Annotated in this window: 19 protein-coding genes; 15 read left to right on the plus strand and 4 right to left on the minus strand. The window is 65.4% G+C overall.

What is annotated here, in order from left to right:
• Positions 1–22: 22 nt before the first annotated feature.
• The 13 genes from SDENCHOL_RS11685 to SDENCHOL_RS11745 all read left to right on the plus strand — a co-directional run bounded on the left by SDENCHOL_RS11685 (position 23) and on the right by SDENCHOL_RS11745 (position 14,460).
• On the plus strand, positions 23–2,863 hold the full coding sequence (locus SDENCHOL_RS11685) for a FimV/HubP family polar landmark protein (RefSeq protein WP_067169887.1): 2,841 nt from the start codon (positions 23–25) through the stop codon (positions 2,861–2,863).
• Between the two features lie 185 nt (positions 2,864–3,048).
• Positions 3,049–3,729 carry a CbiQ family ECF transporter T component gene (locus tag SDENCHOL_RS11690; protein WP_067169890.1) on the plus strand — a complete coding sequence of 227 codons (681 nt, stop codon included), beginning with the start codon at positions 3,049–3,051 and terminating at the stop codon, positions 3,727–3,729.
• Positions 3,726–4,550 carry a tRNA pseudouridine(38-40) synthase TruA gene (gene truA, locus SDENCHOL_RS11695; RefSeq protein ID WP_231912973.1) on the plus strand — a complete coding sequence of 275 codons (825 nt, stop codon included), beginning with the start codon at positions 3,726–3,728 and terminating at the stop codon, positions 4,548–4,550. The genes SDENCHOL_RS11690 and truA overlap by 4 nt, the downstream gene beginning before the upstream one ends.
• An 8-nt stretch (positions 4,551–4,558) precedes the next feature.
• A complete protein-coding gene (locus SDENCHOL_RS11700; RefSeq protein ID WP_231912974.1) occupies positions 4,559–5,221 on the plus strand; it encodes a phosphoribosylanthranilate isomerase in 663 nt (220 codons plus the stop codon).
• Complete coding sequence (gene trpB / locus SDENCHOL_RS11705; RefSeq protein WP_067169893.1) at positions 5,199–6,422, plus strand: tryptophan synthase subunit beta; 1,224 nt, start codon at positions 5,199–5,201, stop codon at positions 6,420–6,422. The genes SDENCHOL_RS11700 and trpB overlap by 23 nt, the downstream gene beginning before the upstream one ends.
• Position 6,423: 1 nt before the next feature.
• Complete coding sequence (gene trpA, locus SDENCHOL_RS11710; RefSeq protein ID WP_067169895.1) at positions 6,424–7,236, plus strand: tryptophan synthase subunit alpha; 813 nt, start codon at positions 6,424–6,426, stop codon at positions 7,234–7,236.
• Positions 7,233–8,096 carry an acetyl-CoA carboxylase, carboxyltransferase subunit beta gene (accD, locus tag SDENCHOL_RS11715; protein ID WP_067169897.1) on the plus strand — a complete coding sequence of 288 codons (864 nt, stop codon included), beginning with the start codon at positions 7,233–7,235 and terminating at the stop codon, positions 8,094–8,096. The genes trpA and accD overlap by 4 nt, the downstream gene beginning before the upstream one ends.
• Before the next feature lie 21 nt (positions 8,097–8,117).
• The gene (gene folC / locus SDENCHOL_RS11720) at positions 8,118–9,464 is read left to right on the plus strand and encodes a bifunctional tetrahydrofolate synthase/dihydrofolate synthase (protein ID WP_067169900.1); all 1,347 of its coding nucleotides are present in this window, start codon (positions 8,118–8,120) and stop codon (positions 9,462–9,464) included.
• Positions 9,465–9,545: 81 nt separating this feature from the next.
• Positions 9,546–10,265: an SPOR domain-containing protein gene (locus SDENCHOL_RS11725; RefSeq protein ID WP_067169902.1), complete on the plus strand. Its 720-nt coding sequence runs from the start codon at positions 9,546–9,548 to the stop codon at positions 10,263–10,265.
• A 16-nt stretch (positions 10,266–10,281) separates the two neighbouring features.
• The gene (locus SDENCHOL_RS11730) at positions 10,282–10,809 is read left to right on the plus strand and encodes a CvpA family protein (RefSeq protein ID WP_067169905.1); all 528 of its coding nucleotides are present in this window, start codon (positions 10,282–10,284) and stop codon (positions 10,807–10,809) included.
• Between the two features lie 127 nt (positions 10,810–10,936).
• Entirely contained in the window at positions 10,937–12,466 is a 1,530-nt protein-coding gene (gene purF / locus SDENCHOL_RS11735) for an amidophosphoribosyltransferase (protein ID WP_067169907.1), read from the plus strand.
• A gap of 42 nt (positions 12,467–12,508) precedes the next feature.
• A complete protein-coding gene (locus SDENCHOL_RS11740; RefSeq protein ID WP_067169910.1) occupies positions 12,509–13,696 on the plus strand; it encodes an O-succinylhomoserine sulfhydrylase in 1,188 nt (395 codons plus the stop codon).
• 20 nt (positions 13,697–13,716) lie between these two features.
• Entirely contained in the window at positions 13,717–14,460 is a 744-nt protein-coding gene (locus tag SDENCHOL_RS11745) for a DUF2189 domain-containing protein (protein WP_197706912.1), read from the plus strand.
• Between the two features lie 81 nt (positions 14,461–14,541).
• On the opposite strand, the gene SDENCHOL_RS11750 is transcribed toward SDENCHOL_RS11745, so the two are convergent.
• From SDENCHOL_RS11750 to fdxA, 4 genes are all read right to left on the minus strand, one after another.
• Positions 14,542–15,273: an EthD domain-containing protein gene (locus tag SDENCHOL_RS11750; protein ID WP_067169912.1), complete on the minus strand. Its 732-nt coding sequence runs from the start codon at positions 15,271–15,273 to the stop codon at positions 14,542–14,544.
• Positions 15,274–15,289: 16 nt separating this feature from the next.
• On the minus strand, positions 15,290–15,871 hold the full coding sequence (locus SDENCHOL_RS11755) for a UbiX family flavin prenyltransferase (protein ID WP_067169915.1): 582 nt from the start codon (positions 15,869–15,871) through the stop codon (positions 15,290–15,292).
• Positions 15,868–17,571, minus strand: a complete 1,704-nt coding sequence (locus tag SDENCHOL_RS11760; RefSeq protein ID WP_067169917.1) for a long-chain-fatty-acid--CoA ligase — start codon at positions 17,569–17,571, stop codon at positions 15,868–15,870. Before SDENCHOL_RS11760 ends, SDENCHOL_RS11755 begins: the two co-directional genes overlap by 4 nt.
• A gap of 102 nt (positions 17,572–17,673) precedes the next feature.
• Positions 17,674–17,997 (minus strand): ferredoxin FdxA, encoded by a 324-nt coding sequence (fdxA, locus tag SDENCHOL_RS11765; protein WP_067169920.1) that lies wholly within the window; start codon positions 17,995–17,997, stop codon positions 17,674–17,676.
• A gap of 384 nt (positions 17,998–18,381) precedes the next feature.
• Here fdxA and trxA point away from each other — a divergent pair, with 384 nt between their 5' ends.
• Together trxA and rho are read left to right on the plus strand one after the other, a co-directional pair.
• Complete coding sequence (gene trxA, locus SDENCHOL_RS11770; RefSeq protein WP_067169922.1) at positions 18,382–18,708, plus strand: thioredoxin TrxA; 327 nt, start codon at positions 18,382–18,384, stop codon at positions 18,706–18,708.
• 286 nt (positions 18,709–18,994) lie between these two features.
• Complete coding sequence (gene rho, locus SDENCHOL_RS11775; RefSeq protein WP_067169925.1) at positions 18,995–20,254, plus strand: transcription termination factor Rho; 1,260 nt, start codon at positions 18,995–18,997, stop codon at positions 20,252–20,254.
• Positions 20,255–20,400 lie beyond the last annotated feature (146 nt).

The following is a 20,400-nucleotide window of genomic DNA, read 5'->3' on the forward strand; positions in this document are numbered from 1 at the left end:
TGTGGCCAAAACGTCGCTTCGCATGAAATTTCAGGCATCCGCCATCGCCCTTGCGCTGGCCGCCTTGCCGCTGGGCGCTGAGGCTGCCGGACTCGGCAACATCAAGGTACTTTCGGTTCTCGGGCAGCCGCTGTTGGCGGAAATCGACATTACCGCCAGCCGCGAGGAAGCCCCGACGCTGGCCGCCCGTCTCGCCCCCTATGAAGCGTTCCAGCAGGCCGGCATCGAATACAACCCGGCCATCTCCGACCTGAAGGTATCGATAGAAAAACGCGCCGACAACCGGCTGTATCTGCAACTGAGAACCGATCAGGCGCTCAACGAGCCTTTCCTCGACCTGCTGCTCGAAATGAGCTGGGCTGCAGGGCGACTGCAGCGCGAATACCTCTTCCTGCTGGACCCGCCGGACGCATTGCAAAAACCGGCCCCGCAGGATGCGCCGGACAGGCTGCCGGTCGTGAGAGCGGGAACGGCAGCACCTGCCGCCGCGTCATCTTCATCTATTGACGCAAAAGCTGACGCAACACAACCGGCCGCAGACCGGAAAACCGCCACCACCGAAAAACCCGCCTCTACGGCCGCGCCGAACGACAAGCCAGCCGCAGTACCCGCCCCGCAGGCTACCCAGCCGACACCGGACATTACGGCGGCTGCCCACACGGCGCGCACTGCTCGCACCGTCGCCGTGAAGTCCGGCGACACCCTCAGCAAGATTGCCAGCGAAGCCCTGCAAACCCTGCCCGTGGGCGTCAATCTCGACCAGATGCTGATCGCCCTGTTCCGCAGCAACCGCGACGCCTTCATTGGCGGCAACATCAATCGGCTGCGCGCCGGCAAGATCCTGGCCATACCGGATCAGGACAGCATCGCTGCCGTCGACCCGCGCGAAGCGCGTGAGCTCGTCATCGCCCAGTCCGCCGATTTCAACGCCTACCGCAAGCGGCTGGCGGCAACGACCGAAGCCGCGCCGGCGGCGCAGGAAGCAGCGCCGCAACAACTGGCCACCGGCAGGATCGAAGCCAAGGTCGAAGAAAAACGCCCGCCGCCCGCTGCCAGCGAGGACAGGCTGGAAATCTCGAAGTCGGCCGCGGCGTCGGCCAAGGAAGCCGGCGCCGGGAAATCGCCGGCAGCGCGCACTGCCGCCATCGAGGAAGACCTGGTCGCCCGCGAAAAGACGCTGCAGGAAGCCAACAGCCGCATCGCCGAACTCGACAGGAATCTGGCCGACATGCGCAAGGCGCTGGAGCTGAAGAGCCAGACCCTGGCCGCAGCCCAGAACCAGGCTGCTGCGCCGGCCAGCACGCCTGAACCGGCGGCCGCGCCTGCACCCACGCCAAAAGCAGCCGAAACCACCGCGCAGGCAGGGCAATCACCTGCCCCCAAGAAGCCGGCGAAGAAAAAAGCCGCGCCTGCGCCGAAAGACGCAGCGCAGGAAACCGAACCCAGCTTCATCGCCGACAATCCTGAACTCGTCTATGGCGGCTCCGCGCTCATTGCCCTGCTGCTGGGCTACCTTGGCTTCAGCCAATGGCGGAAAAAGCGGGCCGCACAGCCCGAAGCCGCGCCTGAAGATCGCAGCGATCCAAAAAACGTGGAGGATCCGTCGATCAACTCGGTATTCGGCAACAACGGCGGCCAGGTCGTCGACACCGGCAGTACGGCAGCAGGCAGTTCGCTGGACACCGATTTCAGCGTGGTCAGCAGCGGTGGCGCCGACACCAACGAAAGTGTCGATCCCATTGCCGAAGCGGACGTCTACATGGCCTATGGGCGCAATGCCCAGGCCGAGGAAATTCTCCTCGACGCCATGAAGAAGGACCCCGCACGCCACGCCATACCGCTCAAGCTGCTGGAAATCTATGCCGCGCGCAAGAGCCTGAAACAGTTCGAGGCCATCGCCAGCGACTTGCATGGTCAAACCGGCGGCACGGGCGAAAGCTGGGAGCAGGCGGCCCGCCTCGGCCGTTCGATCGACCCGGAGAATCCGCTGTACGGCCAGGCGAACGCAGTGGCCGCCGCTGCAGCCGCAGCCACGCAACAACCGCAAGACGCAGGGCAGGCGCTCTATGACCCGACTGCCACCATGGTGCTGACGCCCCAGGATTTCGACAAGATTGCTGCCGAATTCGATGCGCCCGCCGCCCCTGCCGCGCCGCTCGACATGGGCGCGGTCACCCCCGATGCCGCCGACGCCGGGGCCGAAGCCGAGGAAGTGCCCGAATCGCTCGACTTCGAACTCGACCTGGGTAGCGAAGACGGTCACGACGCAACCAACGCCAGCCCCAGTCTCGATTTCGATCTGGGCCTGAACGAGCCCAAACCTGAACCCGCGCCGGCCGCAGATGCAGCCCCTGCCGCAAGCACCAGTAGCACGACCGGCGGTGATGAAGTCGATTTCGAGGAAGCACCTGCAATCGACGCATTGCCGAGCATCCCCGCTGCTGTCGATGCTGCCGATGCGGCGCCCTCATCGCCGGCCAGCGCTGCGGCAAGCGGGATCGACCTCGCCTCGATCAGCCTCGAACTGGACGCGCATGACGACACCGACAGCGCCAGCGCCAGCGCGGCAGCGTTCGCCACGGAGAGTTCTGCCGGTCCCGCCGATCTCGACATCCCGCCGCTGTCCGCAGCGGCCGAAGGCTTGGCTGCGCCACTCTCGGCCCCGGCTTCGCCGCCGGCAGCGCCGTCGGACTTGGCAGACGAAGCCGGCTCGCCCGAAGTGGACACCAAGCTCGAACTGGCCGCGGCCTACGAGGAAATGGGCGACAAGGAAGGCGCCCGCGAGCTGCTCCAGGAAGTCCTCAACGAAGGCAACGCCGCTCAGCAAGCCGCTGCCCGCGACAGACTCGCGCAACTTGGCTGATCCCTGCCGGAAGAGTTAACGCTTCACGCAACGCCTCACGACTTCACGGCCTCACAATCTCACGGCTCCAGGATTTCACCCAGCGCCGATCAGCAATCACTCACTGGCCATGTCAGCCGCTTACCGGCGGCCCGCTGCACGGCGCAGCGCATCGTCCTCGTTCCCGGCTGGCCCGTCGCCGCTTCATGTCCATCTTCCATCGCTTCGAAAACCTGCATCCCGCCAGCCGGATACTGCTCTGGCTGACCCTGGCCCTGGCGCTGCAATGGCTGCCGTTGTCCGCGCTGCTGTGGTTTGCCCTGGCGATCTTTCCGCTGACCCTGTGGCTGGCCGGCGACCGCTTCAAGCTCCTGCTGCGCCGCGCCCGCTGGCTGCTGCTGTCCATCGTCGTCCTGTTCCTCTTCGCCACGCCGGGCACATTGTTGCCCGGGGTCGCCGGCTCCCTGGGGATCACCCGCGAAGGTCTGGAATTCGCCGCCACACACGCCCTGCGCCTGATCCAGCTCCTCGCCCTGCTCGCCATGCTGCTCGAGCGGCTCGGCATACCGGCGCTGGTCGCCGGGCTTTATGTCCTGCTCGGCGCGCTCGGCCTGCGCCGACAGCGTGGCCGCATGGCGCTGCGCCTGTTGCTGGTGCTGGAATACGTCGAACAGGGCCGCGAACTGCGTCGGCAAGGCCGCTCATCCGGCTGGCAAGCCTGGTTCGATCCGCAGCCGGATTCAGCAACGGCAGCGGCAGCAGAGACGGCAGCCGATACGCCCATCGAGCTGCATATCGCAGCGCTGGCGTCCAGCGATCGGCTGATCATGCTGCTGACGCTGCTGGGGCTGGTCGCCGCCTATCTGTGGCTGGGCAGCCGCGCATGAAAACCATGCCTTCACAACAACAGATCCAGCGCATCGCCCTGGGCATCGAATACGATGGCGCGGCCTTTCACGGCTGGCAGTCCCAGCCTCACGGCCAAACCGTGCAGGACGTGCTGGAACAGGCGATCGGCCAAGTCGCCGCCCAGCCCATCCGCGTCCATTGCGCCGGGCGCACCGATGCCGGCGTGCATGCGCTGAATCAGGTGGTGCATTTCGACTGCGCGCCGGCATCGGTGCGCCCGCAACAGGCCTGGATACGCGGCGTCAACGCCCATCTGCCGTCCAGCGTCTGCGTGCGCTGGGCGCAGCCGGTGGCCGCCGACTTCCATGCCCGCTTCGACGCCCGCGCGCGCCATTACTGCTATCTGCTGCACAACCACCCGGTGCGTCCGGCGCTCATGCATGGCCGGCTCGGCTGGCATCATCACCCGCTCGATGCAGCGCGCATGCAGGCCGCCGCCCAAGCGCTACTCGGCGAACATGATTTCTCGGCTTTCCGCGCCGCCGAATGCCAGGCGAAATCCGCCGTCAAGATCATGCAGCAGGCCACCGTCCGGCGCCATGGCGAGCTGATCATCTTCGAATTTCGCGCCGACGCCTTCCTCCAGCACATGGTGCGCAACATGGTCGGCGCCCTGGTGGCGGTCGGCAATGGCCGTGAGGCCGTGGATTCCATTGCCCGGCTCCTTGCCAGCGGCGACCGGCGCCGCGCCGCGCCGACCTTCTCCGCCGCCGGCCTCTACCTGGTCGGCGTGGACTATGCGCCGCACTGGAATATCCCGCTTCCGGCCCGTATCATGCCGGCTTTGTTCGAGATTTAGCCCTTTACGTGCAACCCCACTCCATTCCCGCGCCACATCGCACGCGCATCAAGATCTGCGGCCTGACCCGCGAGGCGGACCTGCGCGCGGCCGTCGAACTCGGCGCCGATGCCATCGGTTTCATCTTCTACCCGCCCAGCCCGCGCGCCCTAAGCATCGAGCAGGCGAACCAACTGGCGCGGCACCTGCCGCCATTCGTCACCCTCGTCGGCCTGTTCGTCAATGAAGAGCCGGCGCGGGTGCGCGAGATCCTGCGCCGGGTTCCGCTCCAGTTGCTGCAATTCCATGGCGAGGAAGAGGCCGATTATTGCCGCCAGTTCGGCCTGCCCTACATCAAGGCCGCGCGCGTTCGGGCAGGGCTCGATTTGCTAGAATACGCGGCTAATTTCCCGGACGCCCGGGGACTGCTGCTGGATGCCTATGTGGATGGCTATGGCGGCGCCGGGCAGACTTTCGACTGGACGCTGATCCCGCCGCACCTGCCGCTGCCCATCATCCTCTCTGGCGGGCTGGAAGTCGGCAACGTGCATGAAGCCATCCGCCGGCTGCGCCCCTGGGCCGTCGATGTCAGCAGCGGTGTGGAAGTCCCGGGACACAAAGGTTTCAAGGACGCGGCGCGCATGGCCGCGTTCATCAACGGAGTACGCAATGCAGCAGCCGGCAACCCCTGACAACCACTACGACCTGCCCGATGCGCGCGGCCATTTCGGCCCTTACGGCGGCAGTTTCGTCGCCGAAACCCTGGTCGAGGCGCTCGACGAACTGAAGGCCGCCTACGCGGCGGCGCGCCGGGATCCGGACTTCCAGGCCGAATTCGCCCACGACCTCAAGCATTTCGTCGGCCGTCCCTCGCCGGTCTATCACGCCAAACGCTGGTCGACGCAACTCGGCGGCGCGCAGATCTACCTGAAGCGCGAAGACCTCAACCACACCGGCGCCCACAAGGTGAACAACTGCATCGGCCAGGCGCTGCTGGCACGCCGCATGGGCAAACCGCGCGTCATCGCCGAAACCGGCGCCGGCCAGCATGGCGTGGCCACGGCCACCGTCGCCGCCCGCTACGGCATGGAATGCGTGGTATACATGGGCAGCGCGGACATCAAGCGTCAGGCCGCCAACGTCTATCGCATGAAGCTGCTCGGCGCCAGCGTGGTGCCGGTGGAGTCCGGCTCGAAGACCCTCAAGGACGCGCTGAACGAAGCCATGCGCGACTGGGTCACCAACGTCTCCAACACCTTCTACATCATCGGCACCGTCGCCGGGCCGCATCCCTACCCGATGCTGGTGCGCGACTTCCAGGCCATCATCGGCGAGGAATGCCGCCAGCAGATGCCCGAACTCGCCGGCCGCCAGCCGGATGCGGTGATCGCCTGCGTCGGCGGCGGCTCCAACGCCATGGGGATTTTCCATCCCTACCTCGATCACCCCGAAACCAAATTGATCGGCGTCGAAGCCGCCGGCCTGGGCCTGGCCACCGGCCGGCATGCCGCGCCGCTGACGTCCAACGCCCGCCCCGGCGTGCTGCACGGCAATCGCACCTATCTGATGCAGGACGAAAACGGCCAGATCATCGAGACGCACTCGATTTCCGCCGGCCTCGACTATCCCGGCGTCGGCCCCGAGCATGCCTGGCTGAAAGACAGCGGCCGCGCCGAATACGTCGCCGTGACCGACGACGAGGCGCTGGCGGCCTTCCACAGCCTGTGCCGCCTCGAAGGCATCATCCCGGCGCTGGAATCCAGCCACGCGCTGGCCTACGCCGCCAAAATCGCACCGACGCTGGCGAAGGACAAAATCCTGCTGGTCAACCTGTCCGGCCGCGGCGACAAGGACATGCACACCGTCGCCGAAAAATCCGGGATCACGCTCTGACATGTCACGCATCCAAGCCCGCTTCACCAAGCTCCAGGCAGAAGGCCGCAAGGCCCTGATCCCCTTCATCACCGCCGGCTTTCCGGCACCAGCCGACACCCTGCCGCTGATGCGCGCCCTGGTCGCCGGCGGCGCCGACCTGATCGAGCTGGGCGTGCCGTTTTCCGACCCCATGGCCGATGGCCCCACCGTGCAGCGCGCCTCCGAAGTGGCGCTGGCCCAGGGCATGAGCCTGCACGGCGTGCTCGACATCGTCCGCGCCTACCGCGAGGAAGATGACGCCACCCCGGTCGTCCTGATGGGCTATGCCAATCCCGTCGAAGCCTATGGCTGCGCGGCCTTGGCGCGCGATGCCGCGGCTGCCGGCGTGGATGGGCTGCTGGTGGTCGATTACCCGCCCGAGGAAGCCGGGGAATTCGTCGCCTGCCTGCGCGAACACCGGCTCGACCCGATCTTCCTGCTCGCCCCGACCTCGACCGAAGCCCGCTTTGCCCAGGTCGCCGAACTGGGCAGCGGCTATATCTACTACGTCTCGCTGAAAGGCGTGACCGGCTCCGGCGCGCTCGATCTGGACGAAGTCGCCCGGCGCATCCCGCTGATCCGCAGCCGCGTCGGCATGCCGGTCGGCGTGGGCTTCGGCATCCGCGATGCGGCCAGCGCGGCACGCATCGCCAGCGTGGCCGATGCCGTGGTGATCGGCAGCCGCATCATCGAGGAAATAGAACACTCGCCGCACGACGAAATCCTGTCGCGCGTACAGGCTTTCATGCAGGACATCCGCGCCGCACTCGACAGCAAGGAGCAACCCCTATGAGCTGGCTGCAAAAACTCCTCCCGCCCAAGATCAAGCGCAGCGAAGGCTCGCACAAGACCGTTCCCGAAGGCCTGTGGAGCAAATGCCCGAACTGCGAGGCCGTGCTCTACACCAGCGATCTCGAGGACAACCAGGGCGTCTGCCCGAAATGCAGCCACCACCTGCGCCTGTCGGCGCGCCGCCGCCTCGACCTGCTGCTCGATGCCGAAGGCCGCTTCGAGATCGGCGCCGAAGTGCTGCCGGTGGACATGCTGAAATTCAAGGACAGCAAGCGTTACACCGACCGGCTGGTGGCCGCCTGCAACGACGCTGACGAAAGCGACGCCCTGGTGGTGCTGCAAGGGGCGATCAAGTCGCAATCCGTCGTCGTTGCCTGTTTCGAGTTCAACTTCATGGGCGGCTCCATGGGTTCGGTGGTCGGAGAACGCTTCGTGCGCGGCGTCAGGGCCGCCATCGACAACCACTGCCCGTTCATCTGCATCACCGCCAGCGGCGGCGCGCGCATGCAGGAAGGCTTGTTCTCGCTGATGCAGATGGCCAAGACCACCGCCGCCGTGGGCCTGCTCGACCAGCAGAAACTGCCCTTCATCACCCTGCTCACCGACCCGACCATGGGCGGCGTCTCGGCCAGTTTCGCCTTCGTCGGCGATGTCGTGCTGGCCGAACCCGGCGCCCTGATCGGCTTCGCCGGCCCGCGCGTGATCGAGCAGACGGTACGCGAGAAGCTGCCCGAAGGTTTCCAGCGCGCCGAATTCCTGCTGGAAAAAGGCGCCATCGACATGATCGTCGACCGCCGCGAACTGCGCGAGCGCCTGGCGTCGCTGATCACCTTGCTGCAGAAGCAGCCGGCCGCCGAATGAGAGACCGCAGCCCTCTTCCGCATGCACACTGCAGCCCAGGTACCCTCTCCCCAAACCCTCGATGACTGGCTGAATCTGCTGGAAAGCCGTCACCCGCAGGGCGCAGCCGGCATCGAACTGGGCCTGGAACGGGTGCGCGCAGTCAGCCGGACGCTAGGCCAGCAGCAGCGCGTCCCCCTCATCACCGTCGGCGGCACCAACGGCAAGGGCTCGACCTGCGCCATGCTGGAAAACATCCTGCGCCATGCCGGCTATCGCGTCGGCCTGTACACCTCGCCCCACCTGCTCGACTACAACGAACGCGTGCGCATCGACGGCACCTCCGTCAGCGATGCCGCGCTGTGCAGCGCCTTCAGCCGGGTCGAAGCCGCGCGCCTGGCCGCCGGCGACATTGCCCTGACCTACTTCGAAGCGGGCACGCTGGCCGCCTGGGAATGCTTCGCCGCGGCCGACGTCGACGCCATCATCCTCGAAGTCGGCCTGGGCGGCCGCCTCGACGCCACCAACATCCATGACGCCGACTGCGCCATCGTCACCAGCATCGATCTGGATCACCAGGACTACCTCGGCAGCACCCGCGAGGCCATCGGTTTCGAGAAAGCCGGCATCTACCGCAGCGGACGGACGGCGATCTGCAGCGATGCCGCGCCGCCGCAGTCGCTGATCGACTACGCCACGGCCATCGGCGCCGATCTGCGCCTGCTCGGCCGCGACTTCGGCTACACCAACCAGGAAATGCAATGGCAGTTCTGGTCGCGCCCACCTCGCGGCGAAGTCCTCCAGCGCCGCAGCAGCCTGGCGCATCCGGGTCTGCGCGGCAGCATCCAGCTGCAAAATGCCAGCGGCGTGCTGGCGGTGCTCGAGGCCATGGCCGAGCGACTGCCGGTCGCCATGCAGGACATCCGCCGCGGCCTGCTGGAAGTCGAACTGCCCGGCCGTTTCCAGATGTTGCCGGGGCGCCCGGCCATCGTCCTCGACATCGCCCACAACCCGCAGGCCGTGCGCAACCTGGCCGCCAATCTCGGCGCACAGGGACAGGCCTACCATCCGACAACCTGGGCGCTCTTCGGCATGATGCGCGACAAGGACATCGCGGGCATGATCGAAATCCTCAAGCCTCGCATCGATCACTGGCTGCCCTGCGCGCTCCCCGGCCCGCGCGCCGCCAGCGCCGATGAACTCGTCGCGGCGCTGGCGGACGCCGGGGTCACCGGCGCGGCCAGGGTGCCGCAACCCTTCGCCAGCGTCGCCGCGGCTTTCGACTACGCTCGGGAGAAGATGGGCGAAAATGATAGAATCGTTGTCTTCGGCTCCTTCCTGACGGTCGCCGCAGCCATGCGTATCCTGCGCGCAGCACGGCGGCTTTAGGCACGCGGTCGCAATGTGACAAGAATGGACACGCACTTGCTCCCCGACAACCCGCGCATTTGCGCAAACGGCTAGAACGGCATGGCAAACAAACTCGCTCCCGGCGCGACGGGCGCCTCCAGCCTCCCGGACGACCCCGATCTCGACCTGAAAAAACGTGCCCGGCGCCGTCTGGTCGGCGCCAGCGCGCTCGCCCTGCTGGCAGTCATCGTTCTGCCAATGGTCATGGACCAGGAGCCCCGGCCGGAAAGCCAGGACATCCAGATCCGCATCCCCAGCCAGGAACCCGGCGCGCACAACGTCGCCTCGCGCATCGTCGTCGCGGACGAGCCCGCGCCGCCACAGCACCCGCCGGCGGAAGCGGAACCCACCATTGCCATCGCGCCAGGCGGCACCGGCCCTGCCGCCGCAGCCACAAAAACACCGGCGAAAGCAGAACCGGAACCCGCACCTGCGCCGTCCGCGCCGCAGACCGAAGCAAAGAAAGCGGATGCGCCCGCCGCCAGGCAAACCGCCCAGGCCGCCGAACGCGCCCGCGCCATGGCCTTGCTCAACGAGGAACAATGGATCATCCAGCTCGGCGCCTACCAGAACCAGAGCACGGTGCGCAGCTTGCAGGCAAAACTCAAGGAACTCGGTTACCCCTCCTATACCGAGGCAATCGACACGCCCAAAGGCCAGAGCACCCGCGTGCGCTGCGGGCCCTTCCCCAGCCGGGAGGCGGCAGAAAAAGCCCATGCGCGCCTGAAGAAGATCGCTGCCGGCGGGCCGGGCGGCGGCACCATCGCCCAACTGAAATAACAGACGTGGCTGCGGCATGGGCAACTTCACCTGGCTCGACCTGCTGATCCTGGCCGTGATCCTGTTCTCTTCCCTGCTTGGCGTCCTGCGCGGCATGCTCAGCGAAGTGCTCGCGCTGCTCGCCTGGGTTGCCGGCTTCATCGCGGCCAATGCCTGGGCCGGCACGGCCGCCGGACTCCTCGACGGCATGCTGCGCGTGCCCGGCGACCCCAGCTTGCGCCACATCGTCGGTTTCGTCACGGTCTTCGCCCTGGTACTGATCTCGTTCGCCATCGCCCGCCGCCTGCTGGCCAGCCTGCTGCACGCCGTCGGGCTGGGGCCGCTGGACCGTCTGCTCGGCGCGGTATTCGGCATCGCGCGCGGCGTACTCGTCGTCTGGACCGGCGTGCTGATCTGCGGCCTGACCGAACTGCCGCGCCAGCCCTGGTGGCATGAAGCGCAACTGATACCACCGCTGGAAACGGCGGTGATCGCCAGCAAGCCCTGGCTGCCGCTGGCGCTGGCAAAGAAGATCCGCTATCGCAGCGCGGCGGCGGCCGCGTGAAACGGTGAAAGCGTAAAAGCCTGGCCGCCAGGACGACTGCAATCGCGATGAAAAACAACCGGCTCGCAGCAAACCAGACACACTAGGCAACCCGATCAACCAAACCAACTCACGACAGGCGGACGCAATGTGCGGAATCATCGGAGTCGTCGCAAACTCTCCAGTCAACCAACTGCTTTATGACGGCCTGCAGGTGCTGCAGCACCGCGGCCAGGACGCCGCCGGCATTGCCACTGCGGAAGGCGGGCGCTTCCACATGCACAAAGGCTCGGGCCTGGTGCGCGACGTCTTCCGCACGCGCAACATGCGCAACCTGCATGGCAACTGGGGCATCGGCCACTGCCGCTACCCCACCGCGGGCTCGGCGCACAACCTCGCCGAAGCGCAACCGTTCTACGTGAACTCGCCCTTCGGCCTGATGCTCGCGCACAACGGCAATCTGACCAATTCGGGCGCGCTCAAGAAAGACATGTTTCTCCAGGACCTGCGCCACATGAACACCAACTCCGATTCGGAGGTGCTGCTCAACGTCCTCGCCCATGAACTGCAGGCGGCATCGACCAGGTATCAGGTCGATGCCGAAACCATCTTCAAGGCCGTTGCCGGCGTGCATCGCCGCGCCCGCGGCGCCTATGCCGTCGTCACCATGATTGCCGGCTACGGCCTGCTGGCCTTCCGCGATCCCTACGGCATCCGCCCGCTGATCATCGGCCGCAACGAAACCGAAGCCGGCACCGAATACATGGTCGCCTCGGAAAGCGTGGCCCTCGACACCCTCGGCTTCAAGATAATGCGCGATGTCGCGCCCGGCGAAGCGGTGCTCATCGACACCCAGGGCAACTTCATCAGCCGGCAGTGCGCCGAACGCACCAACCATGCGCCCTGTATTTTCGAATTCGTCTATCTGGCCCGCCCGGATTCCCTCATCGACGGCATCTCGGTGTACGAAACCCGCCTGCGCATGGGCGATTTTCTCGCCGACAAGATCAGGCACACACTGCCCCACCTGCACATCGACTCGGTCATCCCGATCCCCGACTCCAGCCGCCCGGCGGCCATGGAGCTGGCGCAGCGCCTGGGCCTTCCCTATCGCGAAGGCTTCGTCAAGAACCGCTACATCGGCCGCACCTTCATCATGCCGGGACAGGTGCATCGCAAGAAATCGGTGCGCCAGAAGCTCAACGCCATCAGCATGGAATTCAGGGGCAAGAACGTCCTGCTGGTCGACGACTCCATCGTCCGTGGCACCACCAGCCGCGAGATCGTCACCATGGCGCGCGAAGCCGGCGCCCGCAACGTGTATTTCGCCTCGGCCGCCCCGCCGGTGCGCTATCCCAACGTCTATGGCATCGACATGCCGACGCGCAACGAACTGATCGCCAACAACCGCAGCGACGAGGAAATCCGCCGCGAAATCGGCGCCGACGCCCTGATCTACCAGGATATCGAAGACCTCAAGGCGGCCGTGCGCGCCGTCAATCCGGCACTCGGCCGTTTCGAGGCATCCTGCTTCGACGGCGACTACATCACCGGCGACATCAACAGCAACTATCTGTCCAATCTCGAGAACAACTCGACTTCGGGCCAGCTCCCCAGGACATATGACGAGGAAAGCGAAAGCGGACAGCTCGACCTCAATCTCGTCAGCAACGCCTGACGCCGCACAGCAAACCGACAGCGCAACGCATCTCCTACCGCCATGAGCGACACTCACGACTTCGATTTCGACACCCTGGCCGTCCGCGCCGGGCAGCAGCGCAGCCAGTTCAACGAACACGCCGAAGCGCTCTACCTCACCTCCAGCTTCGTCTTCGACAGCGCGGCACAGGCAGCGGCGCGCTTTTCCGGCGAGGAAGCCGGCAACATCTATTCGCGCTTTTCCAACCCCACCGTCAGCATGCTGCAGGATCGCCTCGCCGCGCTCGAAGGCGCCGAAGCCTGCATCGCCACCGCCTCGGGCATGTCGGCCATCCTCACCACGATCATGGCGCTGCTGAAAAGCGGTGAGCACATCGTCGCCTCGCAGAGCATCTTCGGCGCAACGCAGCAGATGCTCGGCAACATCCTGCCGAAGTTCGGCATCGAGACGACTTTCGTCACCGGCAGCGAGCCCGCAGCCTTCCGCGCCGCGCTGCGGCCCAACACGAAACTGCTGTTCATCGAAACCCCGTCGAATCCGCTGATGACGATTTTCGACATCGCCGCCCTGGCCGAAGTCGCCCACGGCGGCGGCGCCCTGCTCGCCGTCGACAACTGCTTCTGCACGCCGGCGCTGCAGCGGCCGCTGGCGCTCGGCGCCGATCTGGTGATCCATTCCGCCACCAAATACCTCGACGGCCAGGGTCGCGTGCTGGGCGGCGCGGTGTGCGCCGACAAGACGCTGGGTGAAGAGGTATTCAAGTTCCTCCGCACCACCGGCGCCACGCTGTCGGCCTTCAACGCCTGGGTCATTCTCAAGGGGCTGGAAACGCTCGATCTGCGCATGCGCGCGCAATCGGCCAGCGCGCTGGCACTCGCCCGCTGGCTGGAAGCCCAGCCGCAAGTGGCGCGCGTGCATTACCCCGGCCTGCCCTCGCACCCGCAGCACGCGCTGGCCGCGCGCCAGCAGTCCGGCCACGGCGCCATCCTCTCCTTTGAAGTCAAGGGTGGACGGGAATCTGCCTGGCGCCTCGTCGACCATTGCAGACTGATTTCCATCACCGCCAATCTCGGCGATACCAAGAGCACCATCACCCACCCGGCCAGCACCACTCACGGCCGCGTCAGCCCCGAAGTACGCGCCGCCTCGGGCGTGAGCGAAAACCTGTTGCGCATCGCCGTCGGCCTCGAAAGCATCGGCGATCTCCAGGCCGACCTGGCCCGCGGCCTGGCCGCCAGCGCCGGCTGAGGCCGGCAATGCCGCACGACATGAGCATGAACGCGTACCTGCAGCCACGGCGCTTCACGCCTGCCGACATCCGCAGCGCCCTGTTCAGCGGCTGGCAGCTCACCCGCCAGACCTGGCGCGCCAGCCTCATCTACGGCGGCTTCTTCACCCTGATCGGCGCGCTGATCCTCGGCCTGCTGCTGGCGCACGGCTTCGGCCCCTTCGTGATTGCCGCCGCCGGCGCCTTCATGCTGGTCGGCCCGGTGATCCTTGCCGGCTTCTTCGGCATTGCCCGCGCCCACGAACGCGGCCAGCCCACCGGCCCGGCCAGCGTCTGGGCCGGCTTCACCGAAGCCTCCAGCGCCATCTGGGTGATTTCGCTGGTCTGCGCCCTGCTGTTCATGATCTTCATCACCGATGCCGCCATCCTCTACAGCTACATGGTCGGCGGCACCCCGGTCTGGCTGAATGAGTTCGAGACCCTGCATATCGGCGTCGGCCACTTCCTGCTCTGGGGCTCGGTCTCCGGCTTTGCCATCGCCTTCATGCTCTATTGCGTCTCGGCGTTCTCGATCCCGCTGCTGTGCGAACGCCGCTGCAGCATGGTGAGCGCCATCGTCGCCAGCGTGCGCGCCGTCTTCGGCAACTTCCACGCGGCCCTGGCCTGGGCCTTGCTGCTGGCGGTCTGCGGTATCGGCAGCATCCTGCTGCTGCCGCTGCTGCCCGTCACGCTGCCCTGGCTGTCACACGCCAGCCGCGCGCTGTACAGGCACGTCTTTCCCTGAGTTTTTCCCGGGTTTTCCCCGCGCTTTTCCTGAAGCCCGCTGTGCCCGCCGCCCCGAGCAAGCGAGCGGGCTACGGAAAGCTCAGAACGGCGCCTTGATGACGTACTGGCTCGTCGGCACCACGTCGATCCTGTCGAGGTCGATGAAGCGCTGCACGCTTTCCATCATGCCCTGCAGGTTGCGCTGGAACTTCTCGGGATTGCCCACGCCGTCGAAGAACACCTGCGGATCGGTCATGGCCTCGGCCGGGAAGCACTCCTCGACCACGGCGTCGTACAGCGGGGCGCCGTAGCTGAGCGGCCGGACGATCACGTTCTGCACGTACTGGAAGGTGCTTTGCGTGTCGATGGCGACCTGCGTGTGGCTGTTGTGCCAGATGTCCAGCCAGGCTTCGTAGGTCAGGCGCGGCGGCCGGCGCAGCACGGCGACCTGGGCGAAACCGGCCGTGCGGCAGCCCGGCTGCGGCGGATGCAGGGTATTGCGGATCGGTTGCGATTCGGTGACGAGGTAGGCGGCCATGCGCGGCACGGCGGCGGCGATGGCATCGTCGAACGGCTGGCGGAACCTGGCGACGGCGCTGTCGAGCCATAGCGAGAGCATGCCTTCGATCTGCGGCCGCGTGTTGCTCTGACGCAACGCCTCGCCGGGCGCGACGGCGGCATCGGCGACGTTCAACTGCACGCCGCGCGCGCCGAGCGCGAGCAGCCGCTCCGCCAGATTGCCGCGCAAATGCTGGGCGAAGCGTTCACCTTGTTCACCAGCTTCGCCGCTTTCTCCGGCATCGCGCCAGAGCAGGTAAAGGACTTTCTCCATCGTTCCTCCTCGCCGTTCAGGACTGACGCGGCCGGCCTTGCCAGCGCGGACGCAGTTCATGCTCGATGCCGAGCTGGTCGAGCGCCTTGCCGATGCCCTGATGCACGATGTCCATGATGCTCTGCGGCTGATCGTAGAACGCCGGCATCGGCGGCAAGATCACCGCGCCGCAATCGGCAGCGCGCGCCATGAGTTCGAGATGCCCCTTGTGCAGAGGCGTCTCGCGCACCATCAGCACCAGCGGCCGGCGCTCCTTCAACATCACGTCGGCCGCGCGCGAAATCAGCGTATTGGAATAGGAATTGGCGATCGCCGACAGCGTCTTGATGCTGCACGGCGCGACGATCATGCCGCGCGTGCGGAAGGAGCCGCTGGCCACCGCCGCGCCGATGTCCTTGTTCGGATACACCGCGTCGGCCAGGGCGCGCACTTCATCCACCGCATAGGGCGTCTCGATGGCCAGCGTCATCATCGCCGCCTCGCTCATCACCAGATGGGTCGGCTGACCGAGCCGGCACAGCACGCGCAGCAATTCGACGCCGTAGATCACGCCGGTCGCGCCGGTGATGGCAACGAGCAAGGGCGCCTGCGCGCTCATGCAGCGTCCCGGGCCGATTTGCCGGCAGCGGCCAAATACTCCTCGCGCAGGGCGCGGCGCAGGATCTTGCCGACATTGGTCTTCGGCAATTCGTCGCGGAACTCGACGTGCCGAGGCACCTTGTAGCCGGTCAGATTGGCGCGGCAATGCTTGATCAACTCATCGGCCGTCAATGCCGGATCCTTCTTGACGACGAAGATCATCACCGCCTCGTTGGAATGCTCGTCGGGCACGCCGATCGCCGCCACCTCCAGCACGCCGGGATGCAGGGCGACGATGTCCTCGACTTCGTTCGGATAGACATTGAAGCCGGAGACCAGGATCATGTCCTTCTTGCGGTCGACGATGCGCACGAAACCCTTGTCGTCCATGACGCCGACATCGCCGGTGAGCAGGAAGCCGTCAGGCAGAAGCACCTTGGCGGTTTCCTCGGGACGGTTCCAGTAACCCTTCATCACCTGCGGCCCGCGCACGCAGATTTCGCCCACCTCGCCGGGCGGCAGATAACGGCCATCCTCGGCGCGGATCGCCACCTCGGTCGAAGAGATCGGCAGGCCGATCGAGCCGTTGTACTCGGGTAGGTCGAGCGGATTGATGGTGGCCGCCGGCGAAGTTTCCGTCAGGCCGTAAGCCTCGATCAGCGGCTTGCCGGTCACCTGTTTCCATTTCTCCGCCACCGCCTTCTGCACTGCCATGCCGCCGCCCAGGGAAACGCGCAGCGCGCTGAAATCCAGCCGGGCGAAATCCGGATGATTGAGCAGCGCATTGAACAGCGTATTCACGCCGGTGAAACAGGTGAACCGATGCTGCGCCAGCTCCTTGACGAAACCGGGAATATCGCGCGGATTGGTGATCAGCACATTCGTCGCGCCGATCTTGAGAAAAGTCAGGCAATTCGCCGTCAGCGCGAAGATGTGATACAGCGGCAGGGCGGTGATGATGACCTCATCGCCTGCCGGCTTCAGCACCGGATTCAGCCAGGCGTGCGCCTGCTGCAGGTTGGCGATGATGTTGCGATGCGTCAGCATCGCCCCCTTGGCCACCCCGGTCGTGCCGCCGGTGTATTGCAGGAAGGCGTTGTCCTCATGATCGATGGCTACCGGCTGAAATGCCGCCTGCCTGCCGGCGGCCAGCACCTGATTGAAGCGCAACGCGCCGGGCAGCCGCCAGGCCGGCACCATTTTCTTGACATGGCGCACCACCAGATTCACCAGCAGGCTCTTGGGAAAACCCAGCATGTCGCCCAGCCCGGTGACGACGACATGGCGCACCTGGGTACGGGGCAGCACCGCCTGCAGCACATGCGCGAAGTTCTCGACGATGACGATTGCCTCGGCGCCGGAATCCTGCAACTGATGCTCCAGTTCGCGCGGGGTATACAGCGGATTGCAATTCACCACGGTATAACCGCCGCGCAGCGCGCCGAACAGGGCCACCGGATACTGCAGGAGATTCGGCATCATCAGGGCGATCCGCGCGCCCTTGGGCAGCTTCAGCACCGATTGGCAATAGGCCGCGAAATCGCGCGAGTGCCGATCGAGCTCGGCATAACTCAGCGCCTTGCCCATGTTGATGAAGGCCGTGCGCTCGGAAAAAGCCTGCGCGCTTTTCTCGAAGAGATCGGCGAGCGAAGCAAACGCATCGACATCCACCTCGGCAGGCACGCCGGACATGTAACTCTGCAACCAGATCTTTTCCATGTCGCTCCTCCTTTTCTTTTATCTCTGCCTGCACGATACAGGCTACCAGCCTACAAGCCTACAAACCGCAAACGGGTGATCTGCTGCTGCGTTGGCCCGCCGTCAGCGCTGGAGCTTGTCGAACTTGCTCTCGACCTTGGCCCACTCGTCGGCCTCGGGCAGCGCGTCCTTGCGTTCGATGATGGGCTTCCAGAGCTTGGCAAGCTCGGCATTCAACGGCGTGAAATGCTCCTGCCCAGCGGGCACGTCATCCTCGGCAAAAATCGCCTCGACCGGACACTCGGCCACGCACAGCGTGCAATCGATGCACTCGTCCGGATCGATGACGAGAAAATTCGCTCCCTCGCGGAAGGCATCCACCGGACACACATCAACACAGTCGGTGTATTTGCACTGTATGCAGGATTCGGTTACCACGTAAGTCATGTCACTGCACCTCGCAGAATGGCGGAATCGCCGGGGAAATTATACGGCAAGCCCATTCCGCCCGCGCCGGGCGGCCTGCCGCCAGGTGGCTGTCCGGCGGACAGACAGGCCAACGAGAATCGGGTAATATGCACGGACACGCGGCCAGCAGCACCGCGGCTGCCGGCGGTGGCGAACCATCTTCACACTGCCTCGCGCTGCCTCACACTACCGTCTCCCGGCCGCCTGCATCGCACGGATTCGTCCAGATCACTCCCCATCCTTTCATCCCACGCGTCCATGCCACGCTCCACTGACACTGGAACGACGCCTGCATGACTCCCGACTCCGCGACCTGACGCCGCGCCCGAATTCCGGATTTGTACAACACACTCAGAGGACCCCATGAGCGAACACACACACCCCGTCTCCGACGCCACTTTCAAGAGCGAAGTGCTTGAATCCACCACGCCCGTCCTGCTCGACTACTGGGCCGAGTGGTGCGGCCCATGCAAGATGATTGCCCCCATCCTCGACGAAATCGCCCAGGAATACGCCGGCAAGCTCAAGGTGGCGAAGATGAACATCGACGAAAACCAGAAGACGCCGGGCGAATTCGGCATCCGCGGCATTCCCACCCTGATGCTGTTCAAGGGCGGCAACGTCGAGGCGACCAAGGTCGGCGCCCTGTCGAAATCGCAACTCACGGCTTTTATTGACAGTCATCTCTGATCCGGATAAAGTCCGGCCCCGGTATTGCCCGAACGGCGGCGCCTGCAAGGATATCGCTGCGCTGACAGCCTCTACTCCACGCGCCGCCCGCACTGCTTCGGTTTCCGGCAATCCGTCATCTGCAATTCCAGAAATCCCCAAAGCGTCCAACTCCTCCCGAGTTTTCTGCCAGACACTCCCCCGGTCTTCGCAACCGCGCGATCATTTCCTGCGTGCGCGAATCCTCATGGCGTGCTCCTGACTGGCCACTCGTCCATCATCGCCTTACATCCATCAGGCTTTCCACATGCACTTTTCGGAGCTCAAAGTTCTCCACGTCAGCCAGTTGCTCGACATGGCTGTTGCCGACGAAATCGACGGCGCCTACCGCATGCGCAAGCAGGAACTGATTTTCGCCCTGCTCAAGAACCGCGCCAAGAAAGGCGAAACCATCGTCAGCGACGGCGTGCTCGAAGTCCTCTCCGACGGCTACGGCTTCCTGCGCACGCCCGACACCTCCTACCTCGCCAGCCCCGACGACATTTACGTCTCGCCTTCGCAGATCCGCCGCTTCAATCTGCACACCGGCGACACCATCGAAGGCGAGATCCGCATGCCCAAGGATGGCGAACGCTACTTCGCCCTGGTCAAGGTCTATAGCGTCAATGGCGAATCGCCGGAAGCCTCGAAGAACAAGATCCTCTTCGAGAACCTGACGCCGCTGCACCCCGAAGAACACCTGCGCCTCGAACGCGAGATTCGCGCCGAGGAAAACACCACTTCGCGCGTCATCGACATCGTCGCCCCGATCGGCAAGGGCCAGCGCGGCCTGCTGGTCGCCAGCCCGAAAAGCGGCAAGACGGTGATGATGCAGCACATCGCCCATGCCATCGCCGCCAACCACCCGGACGTCGAACTGATCGTCCTGCTGATCGACGAGCGCCCCGAGGAAGTCACCGAAATGCAGCGCTCGGTGCGCGGCGAAGTGGTCGCCTCGACCTTCGACGAGCCGGCCGCACGCCACGTCCAGGTGGCCGAGATGGTCATCGAAAAAGCCAAGCGCCTGGTCGAGCACAAGAAGGACGTGGTCATCCTGCTCGATTCCATCACACGCCTGGCGCGCGCCTACAACACCGTCGCGCCGTCATCCGGCAAGGTACTCACCGGCGGCGTCGATGCCAACGCCCTGCAACGCCCCAAGCGCTTCTTCGGCGCGGCGCGCAACATCGAAGAAGGCGGCTCGCTGACCATCATCGCCACCGCCCTGATCGACACCGGCAGCCGCATGGACGACGTCATCTACGAGGAATTCAAGGGCACCGGCAACATGGAAATCCACCTCGACCGGCGCATGGCCGAGAAGCGCGTCTATCCGGCGATCAACGTCAATCGTTCGGGCACGCGGCGCGAGGAACTCCTGCTCAAGCCCGACGTCATGCAGAAAATGTGGGTGCTGCGCAAGCTGCTCTACAACATGGACGACATGGAAGCGATGGAATTCCTCCTCGACAAGATCAAGGCCACCAAGAACAACGGCGAATTCTTCGACGCCATGCGGCGCGGCTGAAATCCCCTCCCCAGCCACGGCGGCCATCCCGATCATCCCGGCCATGGCCGATTGCAATCCGGCATGAATTCAAGGATAATTCCCCTCTTTTCCGCGCCCACGGCCTTGCCAATCCCCGCCAATCGACGCAGTTGCCGGCCGGCGCA

The sequence above is a fragment of the Sterolibacterium denitrificans genome, assembly GCF_900174485.1.
GTDB lineage: Bacteria > Pseudomonadota > Gammaproteobacteria > Burkholderiales > Rhodocyclaceae > Sterolibacterium > Sterolibacterium denitrificans.